This is a genomic window from Mycobacterium kyorinense (assembly GCF_001672775.1).
In the GTDB taxonomy this organism is placed as follows: domain Bacteria; phylum Actinomycetota; class Actinomycetes; order Mycobacteriales; family Mycobacteriaceae; genus Mycobacterium; species Mycobacterium kyorinense_A.
In genome coordinates this window covers 57,200-74,652 of record NZ_LZKJ01000085.1, presented here as the reverse complement: position 1 = coordinate 74,652, position 17,453 = coordinate 57,200, and the positions used below count along the sequence as shown (strand labels likewise).

Annotated in this window: 24 protein-coding genes and 1 pseudogene; 8 read left to right on the top strand and 17 right to left on the bottom strand. The window is 64.0% G+C overall.

What is annotated here, in order from left to right; all coding sequences use genetic code 11:
• On the top strand, nucleotides 1-459 hold a 459-nt coding region (locus tag A5707_RS09160; RefSeq protein WP_156657713.1), incomplete at its 5' end, for an HNH endonuclease signature motif containing protein.
• Here A5707_RS09160 and A5707_RS09155 read toward each other — a convergent pair.
• The 4 genes from A5707_RS09155 to A5707_RS09140 all read right to left on the bottom strand — a co-directional run bounded on the left by A5707_RS09155 (nucleotide 456) and on the right by A5707_RS09140 (nucleotide 3,008).
• Nucleotides 456-1,358, bottom strand: coding sequence for an alpha/beta fold hydrolase (locus A5707_RS09155; RefSeq protein WP_065014182.1), 903 nt, complete (start codon nucleotides 1,356-1,358; stop codon nucleotides 456-458). The two genes, A5707_RS09160 and A5707_RS09155, sit on opposite strands and share 4 nt — an antisense overlap.
• Nucleotides 1,359-1,449: 91 nt before the next feature.
• Nucleotides 1,450-1,980 carry a hypothetical protein gene (locus A5707_RS09150; protein ID WP_065014181.1) on the bottom strand — a complete coding sequence of 177 codons (531 nt, stop codon included), beginning with the start codon at nucleotides 1,978-1,980 and terminating at the stop codon, nucleotides 1,450-1,452.
• Nucleotides 1,977-2,480 (bottom strand): mammalian cell entry protein, encoded by a 504-nt coding sequence (locus tag A5707_RS09145; RefSeq protein WP_065014180.1) that lies wholly within the window; start codon nucleotides 2,478-2,480, stop codon nucleotides 1,977-1,979. The genes A5707_RS09150 and A5707_RS09145 overlap by 4 nt, the downstream gene beginning before the upstream one ends.
• Before the next feature lie 54 nt (nucleotides 2,481-2,534).
• Nucleotides 2,535-3,008 carry a VOC family protein gene (locus A5707_RS09140; RefSeq protein WP_065014179.1) on the bottom strand — a complete coding sequence of 158 codons (474 nt, stop codon included), beginning with the start codon at nucleotides 3,006-3,008 and terminating at the stop codon, nucleotides 2,535-2,537.
• 88 nt (nucleotides 3,009-3,096) lie between these two features.
• On the opposite strand from A5707_RS09140, the gene A5707_RS09135 reads away from it, so the two are divergent.
• The gene (locus tag A5707_RS09135; protein WP_419866404.1) at nucleotides 3,097-3,945 is read left to right on the top strand and encodes an alpha/beta fold hydrolase; all 849 of its coding nucleotides are present in this window, start codon (nucleotides 3,097-3,099) and stop codon (nucleotides 3,943-3,945) included.
• Here the strand turns inward: A5707_RS09135 and gnd are convergent.
• Nucleotides 3,942-4,970 (bottom strand): phosphogluconate dehydrogenase (NAD(+)-dependent, decarboxylating), encoded by a 1,029-nt coding sequence (gene gnd / locus A5707_RS09130; RefSeq protein WP_065014177.1) that lies wholly within the window; start codon nucleotides 4,968-4,970, stop codon nucleotides 3,942-3,944. The genes A5707_RS09135 and gnd overlap by 4 nt on opposite strands.
• A gap of 15 nt (nucleotides 4,971-4,985) precedes the next feature.
• Complete coding sequence (locus tag A5707_RS09125) at nucleotides 4,986-6,395, bottom strand: glucose-6-phosphate dehydrogenase (protein ID WP_065014176.1); 1,410 nt, start codon at nucleotides 6,393-6,395, stop codon at nucleotides 4,986-4,988.
• A 194-nt stretch (nucleotides 6,396-6,589) separates the two neighbouring features.
• On the opposite strand from A5707_RS09125, the gene A5707_RS09120 reads away from it, so the two are divergent.
• The gene (locus tag A5707_RS09120; protein ID WP_232000676.1) at nucleotides 6,590-7,378 is read left to right on the top strand and encodes an adenylate/guanylate cyclase domain-containing protein; all 789 of its coding nucleotides are present in this window, start codon (nucleotides 6,590-6,592) and stop codon (nucleotides 7,376-7,378) included.
• On the opposite strand, the gene A5707_RS23760 is transcribed toward A5707_RS09120, so the two are convergent.
• A complete protein-coding gene (locus tag A5707_RS23760) occupies nucleotides 7,375-7,533 on the bottom strand; it encodes a hypothetical protein (RefSeq protein WP_156657709.1) in 159 nt (52 codons plus the stop codon). The genes A5707_RS09120 and A5707_RS23760 overlap by 4 nt on opposite strands.
• A gap of 26 nt (nucleotides 7,534-7,559) precedes the next feature.
• Here A5707_RS23760 and A5707_RS09115 point away from each other — a divergent pair, with 26 nt between their 5' ends.
• Nucleotides 7,560-8,255 carry a guanylate cyclase gene (locus A5707_RS09115; protein WP_065014174.1) on the top strand — a complete coding sequence of 232 codons (696 nt, stop codon included), beginning with the start codon at nucleotides 7,560-7,562 and terminating at the stop codon, nucleotides 8,253-8,255.
• 14 nt (nucleotides 8,256-8,269) lie between these two features.
• On the opposite strand, the gene A5707_RS09110 is transcribed toward A5707_RS09115, so the two are convergent.
• Together A5707_RS09110 and A5707_RS09105 are read right to left on the bottom strand one after the other, a co-directional pair.
• Nucleotides 8,270-8,782 carry an OsmC family protein gene (locus tag A5707_RS09110; RefSeq protein WP_065014173.1) on the bottom strand — a complete coding sequence of 171 codons (513 nt, stop codon included), beginning with the start codon at nucleotides 8,780-8,782 and terminating at the stop codon, nucleotides 8,270-8,272.
• A gap of 32 nt (nucleotides 8,783-8,814) precedes the next feature.
• Nucleotides 8,815-10,077: an MFS transporter gene (locus A5707_RS09105; RefSeq protein ID WP_065014172.1), complete on the bottom strand. Its 1,263-nt coding sequence runs from the start codon at nucleotides 10,075-10,077 to the stop codon at nucleotides 8,815-8,817.
• Between the two features lie 74 nt (nucleotides 10,078-10,151).
• Here A5707_RS09105 and A5707_RS09100 point away from each other — a divergent pair, with 74 nt between their 5' ends.
• On the top strand, nucleotides 10,152-11,033 hold the full coding sequence (locus A5707_RS09100; RefSeq protein ID WP_065014171.1) for a LysR family transcriptional regulator: 882 nt from the start codon (nucleotides 10,152-10,154) through the stop codon (nucleotides 11,031-11,033).
• A gap of 16 nt (nucleotides 11,034-11,049) precedes the next feature.
• On the opposite strand, the gene A5707_RS09095 is transcribed toward A5707_RS09100, so the two are convergent.
• The 6 genes from A5707_RS09095 to A5707_RS24925 all read right to left on the bottom strand — a co-directional run bounded on the left by A5707_RS09095 (nucleotide 11,050) and on the right by A5707_RS24925 (nucleotide 13,619).
• On the bottom strand, nucleotides 11,050-11,610 hold the full coding sequence (locus A5707_RS09095; protein ID WP_065014170.1) for a VOC family protein: 561 nt from the start codon (nucleotides 11,608-11,610) through the stop codon (nucleotides 11,050-11,052).
• 62 nt (nucleotides 11,611-11,672) lie between these two features.
• A complete protein-coding gene (arr, locus tag A5707_RS09090) occupies nucleotides 11,673-12,074 on the bottom strand; it encodes an NAD(+)--rifampin ADP-ribosyltransferase (protein ID WP_065014169.1) in 402 nt (133 codons plus the stop codon).
• Nucleotides 12,075-12,225: 151 nt separating this feature from the next.
• Complete coding sequence (locus A5707_RS09085) at nucleotides 12,226-12,624, bottom strand: VOC family protein (protein ID WP_065014168.1); 399 nt, start codon at nucleotides 12,622-12,624, stop codon at nucleotides 12,226-12,228.
• A 106-nt stretch (nucleotides 12,625-12,730) separates the two neighbouring features.
• Nucleotides 12,731-12,994: a type II toxin-antitoxin system RelE family toxin gene (locus A5707_RS09080; RefSeq protein WP_065014167.1), complete on the bottom strand. Its 264-nt coding sequence runs from the start codon at nucleotides 12,992-12,994 to the stop codon at nucleotides 12,731-12,733.
• Nucleotides 12,991-13,269 (bottom strand): type II toxin-antitoxin system Phd/YefM family antitoxin, encoded by a 279-nt coding sequence (locus A5707_RS09075; protein WP_082969355.1) that lies wholly within the window; start codon nucleotides 13,267-13,269, stop codon nucleotides 12,991-12,993. The genes A5707_RS09080 and A5707_RS09075 overlap by 4 nt, the downstream gene beginning before the upstream one ends.
• A 23-nt stretch (nucleotides 13,270-13,292) precedes the next feature.
• Entirely contained in the window at nucleotides 13,293-13,619 is a 327-nt protein-coding gene (locus A5707_RS24925; protein ID WP_419866405.1) for a hypothetical protein, read from the bottom strand.
• Nucleotides 13,620-14,279: 660 nt separating this feature from the next.
• On the opposite strand from A5707_RS24925, the gene A5707_RS09065 reads away from it, so the two are divergent.
• Nucleotides 14,280-14,738 carry an SRPBCC family protein gene (locus A5707_RS09065; RefSeq protein ID WP_065014164.1) on the top strand — a complete coding sequence of 153 codons (459 nt, stop codon included), beginning with the start codon at nucleotides 14,280-14,282 and terminating at the stop codon, nucleotides 14,736-14,738.
• A 70-nt stretch (nucleotides 14,739-14,808) separates the two neighbouring features.
• On the opposite strand, the gene A5707_RS09060 is transcribed toward A5707_RS09065, so the two are convergent.
• Both A5707_RS09060 and A5707_RS09055 read right to left on the bottom strand, forming a co-directional pair.
• Nucleotides 14,809-15,222 carry a nuclear transport factor 2 family protein gene (locus A5707_RS09060; RefSeq protein ID WP_065014163.1) on the bottom strand — a complete coding sequence of 138 codons (414 nt, stop codon included), beginning with the start codon at nucleotides 15,220-15,222 and terminating at the stop codon, nucleotides 14,809-14,811.
• Between the two features lie 107 nt (nucleotides 15,223-15,329).
• Nucleotides 15,330-15,867, bottom strand: a pseudogene (locus tag A5707_RS09055) (GTPase); the annotation flags it as partial.
• 298 nt (nucleotides 15,868-16,165) lie between these two features.
• Here A5707_RS09055 and A5707_RS09050 point away from each other — a divergent pair.
• Together A5707_RS09050 and A5707_RS09045 are read left to right on the top strand one after the other, a co-directional pair.
• Nucleotides 16,166-16,588, top strand: a complete 423-nt coding sequence (locus A5707_RS09050) for a VOC family protein (RefSeq protein ID WP_065014162.1) — start codon at nucleotides 16,166-16,168, stop codon at nucleotides 16,586-16,588.
• Nucleotides 16,545-17,426 carry a DUF4386 family protein gene (locus A5707_RS09045; protein WP_331713131.1) on the top strand — a complete coding sequence of 294 codons (882 nt, stop codon included), beginning with the start codon at nucleotides 16,545-16,547 and terminating at the stop codon, nucleotides 17,424-17,426. Before A5707_RS09050 ends, A5707_RS09045 begins: the two co-directional genes overlap by 44 nt.
• The last annotated feature ends 27 nt before the right edge of the window (nucleotides 17,427-17,453 follow it).

Genomic DNA, 17,453 nt, shown 5'->3' with positions numbered 1-17,453 from the left:
GGCACCGGCAAAGCCCGCACCGCCGGCGGCACCCTGCTACCCATGTCCGACGTGATCCGGCTGGCCTCACACGCCCACCACTACCTGTCGATTTTCCACAACGGCAACGCCATCGGGCTCTACCACACCAAGCGGTTGGCCTGCCCCGGTCAGCGGATCGTGCTGCACGCCAAAGACCGTGGCTGCACCTTCCCCCACTGCGATGTGCCCGGCTACCTCACCGAAGTCCACCACGTCACCGACTACGCCCAATGCCGCGACACCAACGTCGACGACCTCACCCTGGCCTGCGGACCCCACCACAAACTCGTCACCACCAGTGGCTGGACCACCCGCAAACTCAAAAACGGCGACACCCAATGGATCCCACCCCCACACCTCGACCACGGCCAACCACGCACCAACACCTACCACCACCCCGAAAAACTCCTCCGCGAAGACGACGACGAGGTGCCCTAGCCGGAGCCGATGAAGGCCAGCACCACGTCGGCAACGTTCTCCGGTTGTTCGAGCTGCAAGAAATGTCCGGCGTGTTCGACGATCGCCACATCGCTGCCCGGGGGAAGTACCTTCTCCGTCCAGTGCGCGAAAGCCGGTGTGGCACAGCCGTCATCGCGGCCGTGCAGGTACAGGCTGGGCAATAGCGGCGCCGACGTCCAATGCCGGTGCAATTCGGCATACTGCGCCGGCGGACGCGTGTTGCGGATGGTCGCCCGATACGGGCCTAGTGCAGCGCGCCAACTCTCCGGTGTCCCGATCGCGGCGTCGACGTGGCGCAGGTCCTCATCGGCGTCATAACCCGGTGACCAGCGCCGCCACAGCCGTGGCACCACCCATGAGGCGGAACGTTCTGGCAAATAAGGTAATTGGAAGTACATGATGTACCAGCTGCGCAACAGCTGATGCGGGAGTTCGCCGAGCAGCCGGCCCCGGTCGGCCACCCGCCCCACTGGCCGGAATGCCGCCGATGGCGGCACCGACATGATCACCGCCTTGGCGAACGGGCTGCCCGGCATTGCGGCCAAGCCAGTCGCGGCGATCGCACCCCAGTCGTGGCCGATCACCACATCGCGGTCGGTGCCACCGACCGCCGCCCGCACCTGCAGTGCATCATCCATCAGCGCGCCGATGTGATAACTGCCGTCGGCCGGTATCGACGACGGCGCATAACCACGCATAAAGGGCGCCACTACCCGCCACCCCGACTCGGCCAAGCGCGGAGCGAAATGACGCCAGCCGTAGGCAGTGTCCGGAAAACCATGAAGGCACAACGCAATCGGGCCGTCAGGCGGCCCCCAGGTCAGCGCTTTCAGCTCAACCTCAGGGGCGTGCGTGTCGATCCAGCGCGGTCCAGTCATCACCGATCCTTCTCGTGTCGACTGCGGCTCGTGCGGCGGTTCCCGCCTGACGAGTATCGCTCACGCGCCGGCGGATGCAGATCAGGTCGCATCAGATGGTGTCCCATCCGCAGATCAGCCATCGCTCACCCACCTTGTCCATCGACACCCGGACTCCCGTCACGGCGTCGGTCGGTGGCGTGCTGCCGACTGTCACGGTCTGGTCGACGAAGACCAAAACCACCGCATGGTTCTGAGTCGCCGACACGGACGCCGCAGCAGGCACACTGGCAGTCGCCGACACCTGTTGTTCTTTCGCGTTGGGGACAAGCACCTCCCGCGTCACCTGCAGGTAGGTCTCGCTGAAGGGGCCGGTCAGGCGACTCCGTGCGGCCTCTACATCCTTCTCCACGGTGTCAGGCCGGAACGACAGTAGGGCCACCGCGGATTCCTTTGCGGCGCGAACTGATTGGCTCCGAGCGAGGTCGATGTCCCGGGCCGACGAGTCCTGCCATTTCAGCAGCGCCGCCGCTACTGCCAGCAGCAGTGCCAGCCCTGGCAGCACGCCGTAAACCAGTATGTGCGCTCTGGTGCTGGTCGCGGATTGCTGGCCGTCGGACTGGCCGGGTTCGGATCGGGTCATGACACGAATGCGACGTTGGAGAGCTTGGCCTCGCCGCCCATCTTCTGCACGGTAACCCGCAACCGCCACACCTGTGCCTCCTGCTCGGTGCCTCCGGGAACAGTGGACTTCACTGCTACCGCGACTAGCACCTGACCCGCGTCGTCGGTCTGTGATTCGAGGCCGGCCTCAACCACAGTGCCCGCCAATGCCGCCCGGCTTTGCTTGACGAAGTCGAGGAATGGCTGCCACCGCTGCGGAAAGTTGGCGTAGAAGCTGCCCGTCGCCGATCCCAGGATCCGCTGCTCCTCGGCGTCGGCATGCTCGTAGTCGAACGTGGTGAGGTTGACCGCCCCCTGCCGTGCCGCTTGCACGAACAGGTTGCGGCGCACTTCGGTTTCGTGCGACTCGTAAGCGCGAAAACCCAGCCAGCCCACCAGCGTCGCCAACACCACCACCACGGCCAAGCCAACGACCAGCGCTGTCCGCTGCACCGCGATCGGGCTGTCGGGCCACGCCATACTGACCAACCTACGTGCCGACGGCGAAGCGATCACGTCGAGCAGTGCCGCAACTTAGGCGTGTGCGGCAGCCTCTTCCACATCGGCAATGATGATCTTGCGCATGCAAAGCATCGCCTTGGTAGCGGCGGCCGCGCGCGCGGGGTCGGGATCGCTGACCAACTCCGTGAGCCGCCGTGGGACGATCTGCCAACTCAGCCCGTAGCGGTCCTTGAGCCAACCCCACTGCGACTCTTCGCCCCCCTCGGTCAGCCGGCCCCAGTAGTAGTCGACTTCCTCCTGGTCGCGGCACTCAACGGTGAACGACACCGCTTCGGTGAACCTGAAGTGTGGGCCACCGTTGATGGCGATGAAGCGGGTGCCGTCGAGCACGAAGACCCCCGTCATCACCGCACCCGGCTCGCCGGGCCCGGCGTCGGTATAACGGCTGAGTTCCTCGATGTGCGAGTTCGGAAAAACCGAGGTGTAGAACTCGGCCGCCTCCTCGAGGTCGTTGTCGAACCACAGTGACGGCGTGATCGCCGGCATGGCGCCTCCTTCTCGTCGATTCCCCAGGGTTTGACCCGAGCGACGCCGGAAACTCATCGGGCAACCGGCCCTGAGTAACGTCAGCACGGTGAGCAGCACACCGCAGACTGTCAAGTACTCCGGCGTCGACGGCATCACCCTGGTGGCCGACGAGTGGAATCGCGAGACACCAACCGACCGGCCGACCGTTCTGATGCTGCACGGCGGCGGCCAGAACCGGTTTTCCTGGAAGAACACCGGCCAAGTCCTTGCCGACGAGGGATTCCACGTCGTCGCGCTCGATAGTCGCGGGCACGGCGACAGTGACCGGGCGCCCGACGCCGACTACGACGTCGACACCCTGGCCGGCGACGTCACGCATGTTCTCGATGCGATCGGCCGTCCGGTGGTGCTGATCGGCGCGAGCATGGGCGGGTTGACCGGCATTCTGGTCGCGGACCAAGCCGGAGCGGACCGGGTGACAGGGCTCGTGCTGGTCGACGTCGTGCCGCGGTTCGAGAAGAACGGCAGCGCGCGCATCCGGGACTTCATGTTCAGCGGCCTCGATGGCTTCGGCTCCCTTGAAGAGGCCGCAGACGCCGTCGCCGCGTATCTGCCGCACCGGACCAAGCCGCGCAGCCCGGAGGGGTTGAAGAAGAACCTGCGGCTGCGTGATGGCCGCTGGTATTGGCACTGGGATCCGGCATTCATGACCAAGCCCGGCGACGACCCGGAATTGCGCACTGAGAAGTTCGAGCACGCCGCCGCATCCTTGACGATTCCGGTGTTGTTGATCCGCGGAAAACTGTCCGATGTGGTCAGTCCGGAAGGAGTGCGGCACTTCCTGGCGACAGTCCCCAGTGCGGAGTTCGTCGAACTGACCGGGGCCGGCCATACCGCAGCCGGTGACGACAACGACGCCTTCAGCGACGTCGTGGTGCGGTTCGCCAAACGCTAAGCGCCGGGCTTCTCGTCGTGCCCGCCGAACTGCTTGCGCATCGCCGACAGCGCCTTGTCGGCGAACTCGTCGAGGCGTCGGGAGGCGAAGCGCGAATACAGCGCTGAGGTCAGCACCGGCGCGGGAACCCCTTCGTCGATCGCCGCGATCGACGTCCACCGGCCCTCGCCGGAGTCGGAGACGTGACCGGCGAACTCTTTCAGGTCGGGAGCCTGGTGCAGCGCAATCGCGGTCAAATCCAGCAGCCATGACTCGATCACGCTGCCCCGTCGCCACAGTTCGGTGACCTCGGGGATGTCGATATTGTATTGGTAGAACTCAGGATTCGTCAGCGGCGCGGTCTCCGCGTCACCCTCGCCCTTCTTCATGCGAGTACCGATGTCGGCGTTGCGCAGGATGTTCAGCCCTTCGGCCAGCGACGCCATCATCCCGTACTCGATGCCGTTGTGCACCATCTTGACGAAGTGCCCGGCACCCGACGGCCCGCAGTGCAAATAGCCCTTCTCCGATTGAGCGACCTCGCCGTCGCGACCCGGCGTGCGCGGCGCCGCCTCCAACCCAGGCGCCACCGTGGCAAAGATTGGCTCGGCGTGGGCCACCGCTTCGGCGTCGCCGCCAATCATCAGGCAGTAGCCGCGTTCCCGGCCCCACACGCCGCCGCTGGTGCCGCAGTCCAGCAGGTGTATCCCCTTCTCGGACAACGCTTTTGCGTGCCGCATGTCGTCGCGGTAGTAGGAGTTGCCGCCGTCGATGACGATGTCGCCCTCGGCGAGGGTATTGGCCAGCTCGATGATCACCCCGGTGGTGATATCGCCGGCCGGCACCATCACCCAGACCACGCGCGGCGCGGTGAGCTTCTCGGCCAGCTCGGCCAACGACGACACCCCGGTGGTGTTGTCTTCGCCGGCCATCGCCTTGACCGCATCGGGATTGTGGTCGTAGACCACGCATTCGTGTCCGTCTTTGACCAGGCGGCGGACGATATTGGCGCCCATCCGGCCGAGGCCGATCATCCCTAGCTGCATCTTCGTCCGTTCTCCTTACTTCGACGCCTGGTTGTTGGCCGGCATCCACGGTTCTTCCCAACCGTGGTGGCCGCGCAGCAGCGACCGCGCGGCTTCGGGGCCCCACGAGCCGGGCTCGTAGGAATGGACCTCGCCCGGAGTGTCAAGCAGCGGCTGCACAATCCGCCACGTTTCTTCGATGCTGTCTTCGCGGGCGAACAGCTGCCGGTCGCCGGTCAACCCGGCATGTAATAGCCGCTCATAGGGCCGGATCGGTTCGCCGAGGTCCGCCGCGAAGGACGAGTCCAGGTGGACGTCGCGCCATGAGTCGCCGTCCAGCGCCACCAACTGCAGCCGCAATCCCGGATCGGGGTCGACCCGCAACACGATCTGGTTGCGTTCGGCGCGTTCACGTTTGGGCAGGAACGCCAATGCGGGAACCCGGCGGGTGAACAACCGGACCTCGGTCACTTTCTCCGGCAACGCCTTGCCTGCCCGCAGAAAAATCGGTACGCCGGCCCAGCGCCAGTTGTCGATCTCGGTGCGCAGCGCGACGAAGGTCTCGGTCTGCGAGCCGTCGGCCACTCCGTCGATGTCGGTGTAGCCCGCATACTGGCCCCGCACGTAATGCGCGGGATCCAGAGCGGGCATCGCGCGGAACACTTCGTAGCGTTTGTCGTTGAGGTCGTCGGCGCTCGGCCCCACCGGCGGCTCCATCGCCACCAGCGCGAGCACCTGCAGCAGATGGTTTTGCACGACGTCGCGCAGCGTCCCGACCGCGTCGTAGAACTTGCCCCGGTCCTCGACGCCGAAATTCTCGGCCATCGTGATATGGATCTCGGAGATGCTGCGGCGGTCCCACAACTCGGCCACCGTCGTGTTGGCGAACCTCAGGTATTCCAGCTCGACGACGGGCTGTTTGCCCAAGAAGTGGTCCACGCGCAGGATCTGGTCTTCGTCGAGCACCGCGCGCAATTGCGCGTTGAGCTCCTGTGCTGACTTCAAGTCGTGACCGAACGGTTTTTCCACCGCGACGCGCGATCGCTCCAGCAGCCCGACTTTCCCCAGGTTTTCAACGATTGGCGCGAACAGCGACGGCGGCATTTCCAGGTAGTAGAGGCACGTGCGGTCGGTCCCTATGTGCTCGGCCAGCTCCTTGTACAGCCCCGCGTCGGTGACGTCGCCGTGCAGGTAGGACAACCGGTCAGCGAGCCGGTCGAACACCGCGTCGTCGAGTTTCTCGCCGGTCTCGCCGATGGCTTTGCGGGCCCGCTTGACTAATTCGTCCTTGGTAATGTCGTCGCTGGCCACACCCAACACCGGGCACTGCAGCAACTCGCGTCGCTCCAGCCGGTAGAGCGCTCGGAAGGTCATCTTGCGGGCCAGATCGCCGGTGATGCCGAAGATCACCAGCAGATCAGAGGGACTACCACCGCGTTCGGCCAAACCGGGACCTCCACCCAAAATCGACTAGTCAGCTCTGCGTTTTGATACTTGTGTCTTGCCCCCGGCAGCCAACTTCAACCCTAGACATTGCGGATGTGCCGCGACAACCCACGGGCTAGTCGGGAACCGCGTCGGCCGTTGCACTTTCGTGGCCTCTTGTTCACATCCACCCTCGATAGGTAAAGATGCCTTGCATGATCGCGGTCTACGTCCTGGCTGGAGTCGCGGTGCTGGAAGCCGCGGCGCTGGCCGTCACGGGAGTGCTGTATACCCGCAGCCGACGCGAAGTCGATGAACTCCGAGAGCGGCTCGACAGCCGCAAGTGGCTGCTATCCGGCGGTCGTGAGGCGGTCAAGACGGTGTGGCAAACGGCGAACCTCGTTCGCAAAGAGGGGTTCGGCGCCGCTGTCCGCAGCTCGATTGAAGACCTCGCCGATTGGGCGGAGGTGGAGCGCCCCGACCTCGCCCGGATCACTCCGGATGGCCGGGTGGTCATTTTGTTCTCCGACATCGAGGAGTCCACCGCGCTCAACGAACGGATCGGCGACCGCGCCTGGGTCAAGTTGATCGGCGCACACGACAAGCTCGTCCGCCGCCTGGTCAAGAGCTACTCAGGACACGTGGTGAAAAGTCAGGGCGACGGATTCATGATCGCGTTCGCGCATGCCGAAGACGCAGTGCGATGCGGTCTGGATGTCCAACGCGAATTACGCAGAGATGCTAAGCACAACCGGCGCAACGGCATTCGAGTACGGATCGGTATCCACATGGGTCGCTCGGTGCGGCGCGGCGACGACCTGTTCGGCCGCAACGTCGCGATGGCGGCTCGGGTCGCCGGGCAGGCCGCCGGCGGCGAAATCCTGGTCAGCGACGCGGTACACGACGCCCTGCGCGACTGCGATGACATCGCGTTCGACGACGGGCGTGACGTTGAGTTGAAGGGTTTCAGCGGATCCCAGCGCCTCTATGCGGTCACCGGTTAGCGTTGGTCCGACTCGGCTAGCCGTTGATGGAGGCGGGCCCGGACCTCGTCGGGCGTATAGGCCTTTCGCCGTCGCTGGTCGCGGGCGACCAGCACTCCGCCGGCCGCGACGCCGACGAGACCGGCCAGCCCGAGCCACTTCCATACGTTGCGCATGGGATAAGTCTGCATAAGCTGCGGGGGTGGATGCGAGTACGGTGACGTTAGATCGCGCGCTGAACGAGACCCGCACCGGCGACATCTGGCTCTTTCGCGGCCGCTCGGGCCCGGATCGAGCCATCCAAACGCTGTCGAACAGCCCGGTGAACCACGTCGGCATGACGGTGGCGATTGACGATCTCCCGCCACTGATATGGCATGCCGAACTCAGCGACAAGCTGACCGATGTCTGGACCGGCACCAACCACCGCGGTGTGCAACTCCACGACGCTCGACAGGCCGTCGAGCGCTGGGTGCAGCACTACCACCAGCGCTGCTGGCTGCGACAGTTGACGCCCTACGCCAACCGCGAGCAAGAGGACCGCATGTTGCGGGTCATCGCCCGCCTGGACGGCACTCCGTTTCCCACGGCCGCACGACTAACCGGTCGCTGGTTTCGCGGCCGGATCCCGACCGCGTATGACTGGGTACGCGGAATACCTTTGGTGGACAAGAGGGTTCGTGAATCTACTCAACGACGCAAGGCGCAGCGCAAAGAGGTCGGGCTGGAGACGGCCTACTGCGCCGAGACGGTCGCCATCACTTACGAGGAGATGGGACTGCTGGATACCGAGAAGGATGCCAACTGGTTTGACCCCGGTTCGTTTTGGAGCGGGGACTCCCTGCCGCTGGCCCCGGGATATCGGCTGAGCGACGAAATCGCTGTCGCAACCGGTTAATCCGTGCCCTTTGTCTAGGTAATTTCCAGGCTGGTCTGCACCGGAGTTGCGTTGCGGGTCAGGTCGAGCACTGGGCAGTGCGCATCGACGGCGTCTTGCAGTTCCCGGTAGCGCTCCGGGGTTTCCGGCCCCGTCACCGTGACCACTACTCGCACGGCGCCGAAACCCGGACGCACGGCATCGTCGAACCCGAAGAACCCCTGCACGTCCAAGTCACCCTCAGCCCGGGCGGAGACATCGTCGACCGCAATGCCGAGCTTTTCGGCCCAGAACCGCCACGTCACGATCTGGCATGACAGCAGCGACGCGAGGTAGTACTCGACGGGATTCGGCGCCGCGCCCTCCCCGCCCAGCGCCGGTGGCTCGTCGACCTCGACTTGGTACTTGCCCAAGGTGACGGTGCTGGCGACCGCACCATGCGGCTGCGCCGAGGCTTCGAACACGACGTGGGCGGCGGCCTCGTCGGCCGCTATCGCGTCACCGGTGGCGGCGATCAGGCCAGCGAGGGGGTTGGTTGAGGTCGTCACGGCTCACGCTCCTTCAGTCGGGTCGAGACTAATCAGCGTCCGGCCGAAGGCAAGGTGGCGTCGCGGCACGGTGCCGCTGAACTGGGCGTTCCAGCAGGTTCACCATGAGCCGAACCGGCCGCGCGCGCCATCTCCACCAGCCAGATGATCGTGCCGACGGCGGGGAAGACGGCGCCGAGGATGCACACCGCGCCCCAGCCGTAGCTGCCGTAGACGATGGCGGAGAGCATGCTGCCCAGTGACCCGGCGGCGAAGTAGCTGGTCATGTAGGCGGTGTTGAGCCGACTGCGGGCCTCGGGGCGCAGCGGATAGAACAGGCTTTGGTTGGTGATGTGCGTGCCCTGGATGCCTAGATCCAGCAGCGCCACTCCGAGTGCCAACGCCGCCACCCGGGTCTGCCCGATCCACAGCAGCACGAAGCTCAGCGCGGTCAACACGATGAAGGCGCCGGTCTGCGCGCGGGCGTAGCCGCGGTCGGCCAACCCGCCGGCGAACTTCGCCGCCAGCGCACCTGCGACGCCGAACAGCGTGAACAGCCCGATCTGGCCGTCCGACCAGTGATAGATGCCGCCGGCCAGCACGAAGCCGACGCTGGTCCAGAACACGCCGAAGCACGCGTAGGTCAACATGCCGTAGCACATGCGCAGCCGTAGGACCGGCTCGTCTCGCACGATCTTCACGACCGATGCCAGCAGCCGCCGGTAGCTCATCTGGACCTCGGGCGCCCGCACCGGCAACGAGCGCACCAGTACACAGCTGACCAACATGAGCGCCGCAGCGACGACGAACACCGCGCGCCAGCCGGCGACGGCGGCGATCAGGCCGGCCACAACCCGGGACAGCAGGATGCCCAACAGCAGGCCGGTCATCACGCTGCCGATGACACGCCCGCGCTCGTCGTCGTAGGCCAGCGATGCGGCAAACGGCACCAGCACCTGTCCGACCACCGAGCCGACACCCACCAGGATCGCCGTCGCCGCCAGCACTGGCCAACTTGGCGAGACAGCCATGCCCAGCAGGCAGACACAGGTTGCAATCAGCATCCCGGTGAGCAGCTTTCGTCGCTCGGTCAGGTCGCCCAGCGGCACCAGCAGAGCGAGGCCGATCGCGTAGCCGACCTGGCTGGCCGTGACGATGAGGCCGACGCTGGTGGTCGACGCGTGAAAGTAGTCGGCGATGGTCCCGACCAGCGGCTGGGCGTAATAGCTGTTGGCCACCACCAGGCCAGAAGTGAGCGCCATGACGAACACCAGCCGACGGTCCATCCGCGGCTGGGCTGACTCCGTGTGGCTCATAGGCCCATGGTGCCCACCCCAGTCCCAGTTGTAAAACAACTAGGTTTTCTCAAATTAAGAACTAATATCGATATATGGAGTTGAGGCAGCTGCGGCACTTTGTGGCGGTGGCCGAAACTGGGCAGTTCACGCAGGCGGCGGCCGAACTGGGCATCTCACAGTCGGGGTTGAGCGCGTCGATACGCGCGCTCGAGAACGACCTGCACACGCCGTTGTTCGAACGCAGCACCCGCTCGGTGGTGCTCACGACCGCGGGTCGCGCGTTGTCGGAGCATGCTCAGCGCATCCTGCGTGAGGTGCAGGTTGCTGAACAGGCGATCACTGCGGTCCGCGACGCCGCGGCGGGGCAGTTGGCACTCGGCGTGGTGCAGACGTTCACCGCCATCGACCTGCCCGCACGCATCGCCGCCCTCCACGCGCGGCACCCCGGCGTGGACATCGTGCTGCGGGAGGCGCCGACGGTCGATCTGCTGGCGGCGGTCGAGGACGGCGAAATGGACTTGGCGTTTGTCGCGCTCGACGCCACACCGCTGCCGGAGCGTCTTGTTGCGCTCCGGGATTACCCCGAGATGTTGGTGCTGGTGGTCGGGCCGGAGCATCGGTTGGCCGAGCGCGACGCGGTGCGGCTGGCCGACGTGGCCGGGCAGCCGTTCGTCGACTTCCAGGCCGGCCTGGGACTGCAGACGGTCGTCGAGGCGCTGTTTCGCGTCGCCGGTGTTGAACGACGGATTGCCTTTCGCACCAGCCAGATGGAGCAGGCGCTGAGTTTGGTTCGCCACGGGCTCGGGATTGCGGTGGTGCCCGAGCCGGTCGCACGCCGCAGCGGACTGCCCATTGTGCGCCTGCGCCGGGTCGGCGGCGACACCCATCCGCCGGCCCGAAGTCTTGCGCTCGTCGGCCGGACACGGGTGCCGACCAACCCGGCCGCCCGCGTCTTCCTCGAACTGCTGTCGTAATCGGTTGTGGTTGCGGCTATTTGACGTCTCGAGACGGTAGGGATCGTCTTGCCTGCCAGGTGACGCCAGGCACCGTGTTCGCTAGGTCTGGCCGATTTTTGGCGAAACTCCGAAGCGCACGGTAAAACGACCAAACTTGGTGGGGAGTAGGGACTTTCGGTATCCACGCTAGTTCCCAATGAACGCCGTTGATCGGGTCGTCGAAGAACACGGCGTAATAGCCGGGCCAGTACTGCGGGTACTCCTGCGGTTCGTCAGTGACGGGAATGTCCCGCTTGACCAAGAAGTCGCGGTGGAAACGGTCGACCTCTTTTCTGCTGCGGGCCCACAGCGCAATGTGGTTGATGCCGACCGCCTGGTCGCTGTGCGCCAACTTCTCGCCGGTACGGGCCGGCTGAACGCCAATGTAGCTGTGCGGGTTGACGTACCGCGTCATGTAATACGTCGACTGATACTCCATGTTCAGCGACGAGAAGCTGCTGTATCCGAGCCAGCCGAACATGGCATCGTAGAACGCGATGGACTTGTCGTAGTCCAACACCGCGAATTCAACGTGACTAACGCCGCGCCACCGCATTGCGCCTCCTCAGTGTTTCGCGCCGGATCCGGTTGTCGTCAGCCACGATTGGTTGACCCGATCTAGTCATAGATGATTGCCAGCCCGCGCCGCTGCAGGTCGGCTAAGCGATCGCGCATGGATTGAAGCTGCTCGGGTGAATGGCCTAGCCAGTCCGTGAGCTCGCCAACTATCCGCACGGGATCGCGGGTGCGGAAGGAGCGAGTCGGATTTCCCGGATGGCGTTTGTCGGTCACATTCGGGTCGTCTTCCAGCGTCCCGGTCGGTTCTACGACGTATATGCGGCCACAGCCGTCGCCGGCAGCCAGCTCCGCTCCCCACACCGCCGCGTCTAGCGTCTGGGTCACATAAACATGATTTGACAGGCGCCCTGGCTCGTAATTCGAGTGACGTCCGGGCACCAGAAAATCGCCTACCGAGAGGTCGGCTTTGGTCCCGTGCAGCAGTGCACCCGACTCGTGCATTTCAAAGGGTTTGGGCCTGCTCGGCACCGCAATCCTCCATCCGTCGCGTTCCATGGTCGGACGATTCTGCGGCGCCCCGGGGGCCTTGCCGCAAGCCCCCCTCCCTGTCATATCGTGGGAGTGGGAAGACGCGGGTTGATTTCGTAGGCAGTCAAACTCCGAACTTGGCGCGTGCCTCTTCGGTGACCGGAGTGAACAGGTTGACGAGGTTTCCGTCTGGATCGCGAAACAACAGCGCGCGGTTGCCCCACGGCATAGTCGTCGGCTCTGTCACGACCTTCTCCAGGCGTCCGCGCAGCCGCTGGTATTCGGCGTCCACGTCCTCGACGATGAATTCCATAATCGCGCTACGGTTGGCCGCCGGCTCGGCGGATCCTTGTCCAAACAGCGGGACCGTCTTGTCACTGCCGATGGCCAGCGTGCCGATCGGCGTCGGAATCTCGGCGAACAACTCGTTTCCCCATACCGCCGAGACGTCGGTGACCATCTCGTAGAACTCGACCAGCCGCTTGACGTCGGCTGTGATGACGCGGGTTGAAATGAACTTCATGCAGCCCTCTCCGTGGTTCGTTGCGCACCGTCGGCGTGCAGTGCCTAGCGGAGGGCATGCTAGGCATCGCCTCCGACAACCGAGCGGCAGCGTTGGTCGGTGGTCGTCACCGATAAACGTCGCGACGGTGCGCAATGTGGATGACACGGACGACCACGCGCTCGTCGAAGATTTGGTAAATGACCCGAAACTCGCCGCGGCGGGCCGAGTAGCGTCCCTCCAGGCGATCTCGCAACGGTTTGCCGACGCGGTGTGGATTCTGTGCCAGAGGACCTCGGATGAACTCCCAACAGGCCACCGCAATTGCCTCCGGCAGCGCATCGGTCAGCGCCTTCTTGGCAGCGGGCGTCAGTTCGATTCGGTACGTCACCTCGGCAGCCGGCCGGCAGCGCGCATCTCCTCTGTTACCTCATCGAGTGTGTAGACCTGGCCGTCGTCGGCCTCGGCCTCACGTAGCTCGCGCATCAGCTCTTGATCGCTAAGGATTGCCACGGTTTCCATGATCGAGTCATAGTCGTCGGCGCTCAGAATCACCGCTGCCCTACGTCCCTGTCGCGTGACTTCGATCCGCTCATGCGTGCGGATCGCCTCCTCGACAAGCTTCGACAAGCGCGCCCGGACCTCAGCTAGCGGAAGCGTCGTCATGTACAGAATTCTAGCCTGACCACTCAGTCGGTTGGCGACTTCTCATCCTGTTGCAGCGCCTCCGTCGAAGACGGGAAGTTCTCAAGCCGTCGAGTTTCAGCCACAGCACGCCGGACTTCGGCATTCTCTCGTCTGGCAGCGGCTTGCTGACGCTCCGTCCGTTCGTCGATCCGTTGCAGCCGCTCGCGCTCACGCTGCGCACTCACACCCTCGCGTTCGTCCGCACGCAGTTCTCGCTCGTCCGCTGCTTGCTCGCGGTCATCTGCGATTTGGTCCCGCTCATCAGCGGCGCGATCGCGGTCGTCAGCGGCCTGCTCTCGCCTCGAGAGCTCGAGCTCGCGCCGCGCCAGAGCCGCCTCGCGGTTATCCTACTCCGCCGCGCGCTGATCAAGTTCGCCGTGAGCGTCGGCCCGTTCTTCGCCGACCACGGCCCAACTCTAACGCCGCAGCTGTTCATGACGGGACTAGCGAGCCGCGACGGAGCCCGCTACCCGCGCCCCGCCCGATCACCACCGCAGCGCAGCGCAGCGACCATAGACTGGACACGACAATTGGAGGCGCCATGGCCACCGGACACGAACCGCCACCGCGGCCGCAGCGATCAACCCCACCTGCAGCCGAGCAGCAGCACCGAGAAAGCACACTTCCGGCAGGAGAGTCGGCTACCGCGGAAGACGTGGAAGTTGCCGAACGCCGAGCTGAGGAGGCCCGCCAAGGCGCCGCACAGGCAGCACTCTCAGCTGCCCGCAGCTTCGAGGAAACCGCACGTCTCCAAGAAGAGGTCGCTCAAATCGAAGACCAAACCATCCAGCAAGGGCTTGGCCAGTCAGACCGACTCCAGGTATCGGCGCAACGCCATCGCCACGACGCCGACGAAGACCGCGCACTCGCCCAACAGAAGCGCAGAGAAGCCGAAGGCGGTCTGCGGCCCGACACCAGCCAATAGCGCCACCCGTCGCCGGGCCTACCCAACTCACGCCGCAAACGTGGAGATCGCCGCATTTTGAGCCATGCCCAACGTAACGGCATCGATACTCATCGCCCATCCGGTCCAGGTGGTTTGGGACTACATCATCCACCCGGACCACTTATCCAACGTCTTGCCCGGAATCATTTCCGTCGATGCCGGCAAAGAGCCTCCGTATGCTCCTGGCGATCTCTGGCATGGAGTGAGCCGGTCGTTCGGCATCACCAACGACTGGACCGGCGTGTTCACGAAAGTGGATGCTCCCAAGACGACGGAATTCCGGATTACGGAGTCCAGGTTTCCTGTCACCACTCTCGACACCTTGGATGAGGTTCCGGGCGGTACTCGCTACACCTGCCAGATCAATGGCGAGCCCGCTCTAGGGGGACCGATCGGCCGATTGATCGATGCCTTGATGTCCAAAGCCATGACGCGGGCAATGACGAAGCACCAGGCGAAGCTTCCCGCTCACATCGACGCATGGGTATCGAGCAGGTGCTGACGACCGGACGGCTGAGCCTTCGCTTCGCCGGCTTAGACGTTGAACCGGAATTCGACCAAGGTGCGCCCAATCAGTTCGGGGACCGCTCGCTCCCTTCTAGCGCTTGAGAGAGTGCCTTCGTGTCAGGAAGGATGATTTCTTCGACAACCTTCCCCCACACCACTCGTCCGAAGTAGGCGCCTCGGTAAACGAGGCGCCCATCTTGCTCGGTGTGATAACGCGTCGCTACCCGGGTCGACCACGGCCCACCCTCGACGATCGTCTCATCCACGACGAAGCGGAGGTTGGGCAGACGCCGGAGCAACTGATCGCGTAGCCATTCGCGAACCGCGTCTGCGCCCCGAATGTCAGCCGATAGCGGGTGATCGCCGAGGAACACGAAGTGAACGTCGTCGGCCAGAGGCGCCTCGTCGAAACGCTGTTCGGAAAAAAGCCGCTGCCATCCCGCCGCTGCATGCTTCCGCACCAACCAGCGATAAATCATGGCGTAACGGTACAACTTTCCCGTTCGCGCCATCGAAAAAAGACGGAGGCGTCGTGCGCTAAGCCTTGGCTTTCGACGTAGACGTTGTTCCAAAGCGGAGCTTACAAGACGTACAGAAATGGCTTGGTAGTCAACAGGTTCAATTCCCGTAGCGGCGCAGTGTCCAGCCCAGCGGCGAACAGAGTCGTCCCACCGTCGAGCACCTGTTGGGCAGCCACCGCCGCCTCGTGTACCGGTTTGCGGTCCTTGTTGTTACGGGCTTCCTTCTCCAGCCTCGGCACCGCGCGCTCGAGCGTTTGCATATCGGCGAGGATCAACTCGGTCTCGATAACCTCGATGTCGGATTTGGGATCGACCTGCCCGGCGACGTGGGCCACATCGTCGTCGGAGAACACCCGCACCACTTGGCAAATCGCGTCGCACTCGCGGATGTTGGCCAGGAACTTGTTGCCCAGCCCGGCCCCTTCCGACGCGCCGGCCACCAGCCCGGCGATGTCAACGAAAGACACCGAGCGCCGGCACGATCCGCTCGGAATCGAACATCGCGGCCAGCTTGGCCAACCGTGGATCGGGCATGCGGACCCTACCGGGACAAATCGTGCGCCACGACGCAACCCACTCGTCCTTCTTGCCCGCATTCCACAAGTCAACGTGCTTGGAAGCATGCGCAAAGCGCGCTTTCCGGGTTGGAACGTTCCTCGTTTCAGCCCCATCTCCTCGCCTCGCTTGGCGATCACCGTGGCCACCGCAGCCGGCCAACTGTCCAGCCGAAAGTGTCTGAACGAAGCACTACTATTTCGTGGGTTGTTGACCAGACGTTGCGACCACATTGCCACATTGCGTCCCGATAAACGTGATGCGGCGTACGCCGAAAATAACGCTGATCAACGGACTATTCTTGATTTCCAGCGACCGACGTTCGGCCGCATTAGGGAGGCGGCTCATGCCCGAACTCAAGGGCTGGTCGCACATCGACCTGACCGTGACAGATTGTGATCGGCCGGCGGCATGGTGGGAAGACGTCCTCGGGTTCGCCAGCGTAAGTAGTTCACGCGGCGACACTTTCGAGACACGATCCATGATTCACGCATCGGGCGTCGTGGTGACGCTGATGCGACATGACGAGCTAGTAGGCGGCACGCAGTTCGATGAAAGACGAATCGGCTTGGATCATCTCGCGTTCGAAGTGGGCGATGAGGAATTGCAGCGCTGGGTCGAGCATCTGGACACGAGCGGGGTAGCGCCCGTCGATATCGGTTGGGGCCCTACAGTGACCTTCCGCGACCCTGACAACATCCAACTTGAATTTTTCGTCCACCCAAGTGCTGTCGACGAAGTTGAACCGAGCACAAACACTCTGTCGTAACGTTCCACTACACATCGAAACGGAATTAGACCACGTCGCCGGTCGACGCCGTCCGTCGCTTGTCCGTTCGATCAGTGTGTTCGTAAAGCGAATTCGATGCATCGGGCGGTTAGTGAGTCTATATTCACGCCGGATACACAACCGTATTGGAGGGGTTGTCTTGCGGGATCACCGATGGATACGGTTCGGAGGCATCGCCGGAATTCTTTACGTCGCGATCGCGTTGGTCGGGGGTACTCTTCCGGGCGCAACTCCGCCAGCCGACGGCAAAGCCATTACTTACCAGAACTACTTCATCGCGAAGCAAGATTTACTCGTCGTGCAAGGGTGGTTGTTCCCCTTGGCCGTGCCGCTGCTGTTGATGTTCTCGGTGGCCGTACGACGGGTTTTGCGTCAATCGGACGACTACCTTGCTGACCTGTTCCTGACTGCTCAGACAGCCCTCGCCGCTCTTCTCGTTATCTCCACGGGTTTGCAGATCGCGATCGTCCAGGGAGCGGCCAAATTGGACACCCAGGTGGTGTACACCGTCGGCGTCCACTTCCCGGGCATCCTTATCACCGTCTCGGGTTTCATTACCGGACTGGCCGCATTTGCCTACGCATTCTGCATTTTCGACGCCGGGGTCTTGCCACGCTGGACGGCTTACATTGCGATTCTGAGCTTGGTCCTGTGCGTTGGCTCGACAGCGGGCGTGTTCGTCCCTACCGGCCCGTTCTCGCTCGAAGGCGCATTCACCGCCTTCGCCCCAGCAGTGTCAACCGTGGTTTGGTATCTCGTCGTGTCCGTCGCGATCATCCGAAAGCAGACAGACGTCGCAACTCCGCAGAACGGCTGAAACGACGAACTACTTACTGATTCGCGC

What these genes read in the sequence shown, in the direction of transcription:
- A5707_RS23760 (WP_156657709.1), bottom strand. Translation starts at nt 7,533, where the DNA reads ATGCGCAACGTATGGAAGTGGCTCGGGCTGGCCGGTCTCGTCGGCGTC.
- A5707_RS09140 (WP_065014179.1), bottom strand. Translation starts at nt 3,008, where the DNA reads ATGCCGGCGATCACGCCGTCACTGTGGTTCGACAACGACCTCGAGGAG.
- A5707_RS09145 (WP_065014180.1), bottom strand. Translation starts at nt 2,480, where the DNA reads ATGGCGTGGCCCGACAGCCCGATCGCGGTGCAGCGGACAGCGCTGGTC.
- A5707_RS09105 (WP_065014172.1), bottom strand. Translation starts at nt 10,077, where the DNA reads ATGAGCCACACGGAGTCAGCCCAGCCGCGGATGGACCGTCGGCTGGTG.
- A5707_RS09100 (WP_065014171.1), top strand. Translation starts at nt 10,152, where the DNA reads ATGGAGTTGAGGCAGCTGCGGCACTTTGTGGCGGTGGCCGAAACTGGG.
- A5707_RS09060 (WP_065014163.1), bottom strand. Translation starts at nt 15,222, where the DNA reads ATGATTTATCGCTGGTTGGTGCGGAAGCATGCAGCGGCGGGATGGCAG.
- A5707_RS09065 (WP_065014164.1), top strand. Translation starts at nt 14,280, where the DNA reads ATGCCCAACGTAACGGCATCGATACTCATCGCCCATCCGGTCCAGGTG.
- arr (WP_065014169.1), bottom strand. Translation starts at nt 12,074, where the DNA reads ATGCACGAGTCGGGTGCACTGCTGCACGGGACCAAAGCCGACCTCTCG.
- A5707_RS09050 (WP_065014162.1), top strand. Translation starts at nt 16,166, where the DNA reads ATGCCCGAACTCAAGGGCTGGTCGCACATCGACCTGACCGTGACAGAT.
- A5707_RS09085 (WP_065014168.1), bottom strand. Translation starts at nt 12,624, where the DNA reads ATGAAGTTCATTTCAACCCGCGTCATCACAGCCGACGTCAAGCGGCTG.
- A5707_RS09095 (WP_065014170.1), bottom strand. Translation starts at nt 11,610, where the DNA reads ATGCGGTGGCGCGGCGTTAGTCACGTTGAATTCGCGGTGTTGGACTAC.
- A5707_RS09150 (WP_065014181.1), bottom strand. Translation starts at nt 1,980, where the DNA reads ATGACCCGATCCGAACCCGGCCAGTCCGACGGCCAGCAATCCGCGACC.
- A5707_RS09120 (WP_232000676.1), top strand. Translation starts at nt 6,590, where the DNA reads ATGATCGCGGTCTACGTCCTGGCTGGAGTCGCGGTGCTGGAAGCCGCG.
- gnd (WP_065014177.1), bottom strand. Translation starts at nt 4,970, where the DNA reads ATGCAGCTAGGGATGATCGGCCTCGGCCGGATGGGCGCCAATATCGTC.
- A5707_RS09075 (WP_082969355.1), bottom strand. Translation starts at nt 13,269, where the DNA reads ATGACGACGCTTCCGCTAGCTGAGGTCCGGGCGCGCTTGTCGAAGCTT.
- A5707_RS09155 (WP_065014182.1), bottom strand. Translation starts at nt 1,358, where the DNA reads ATGACTGGACCGCGCTGGATCGACACGCACGCCCCTGAGGTTGAGCTG.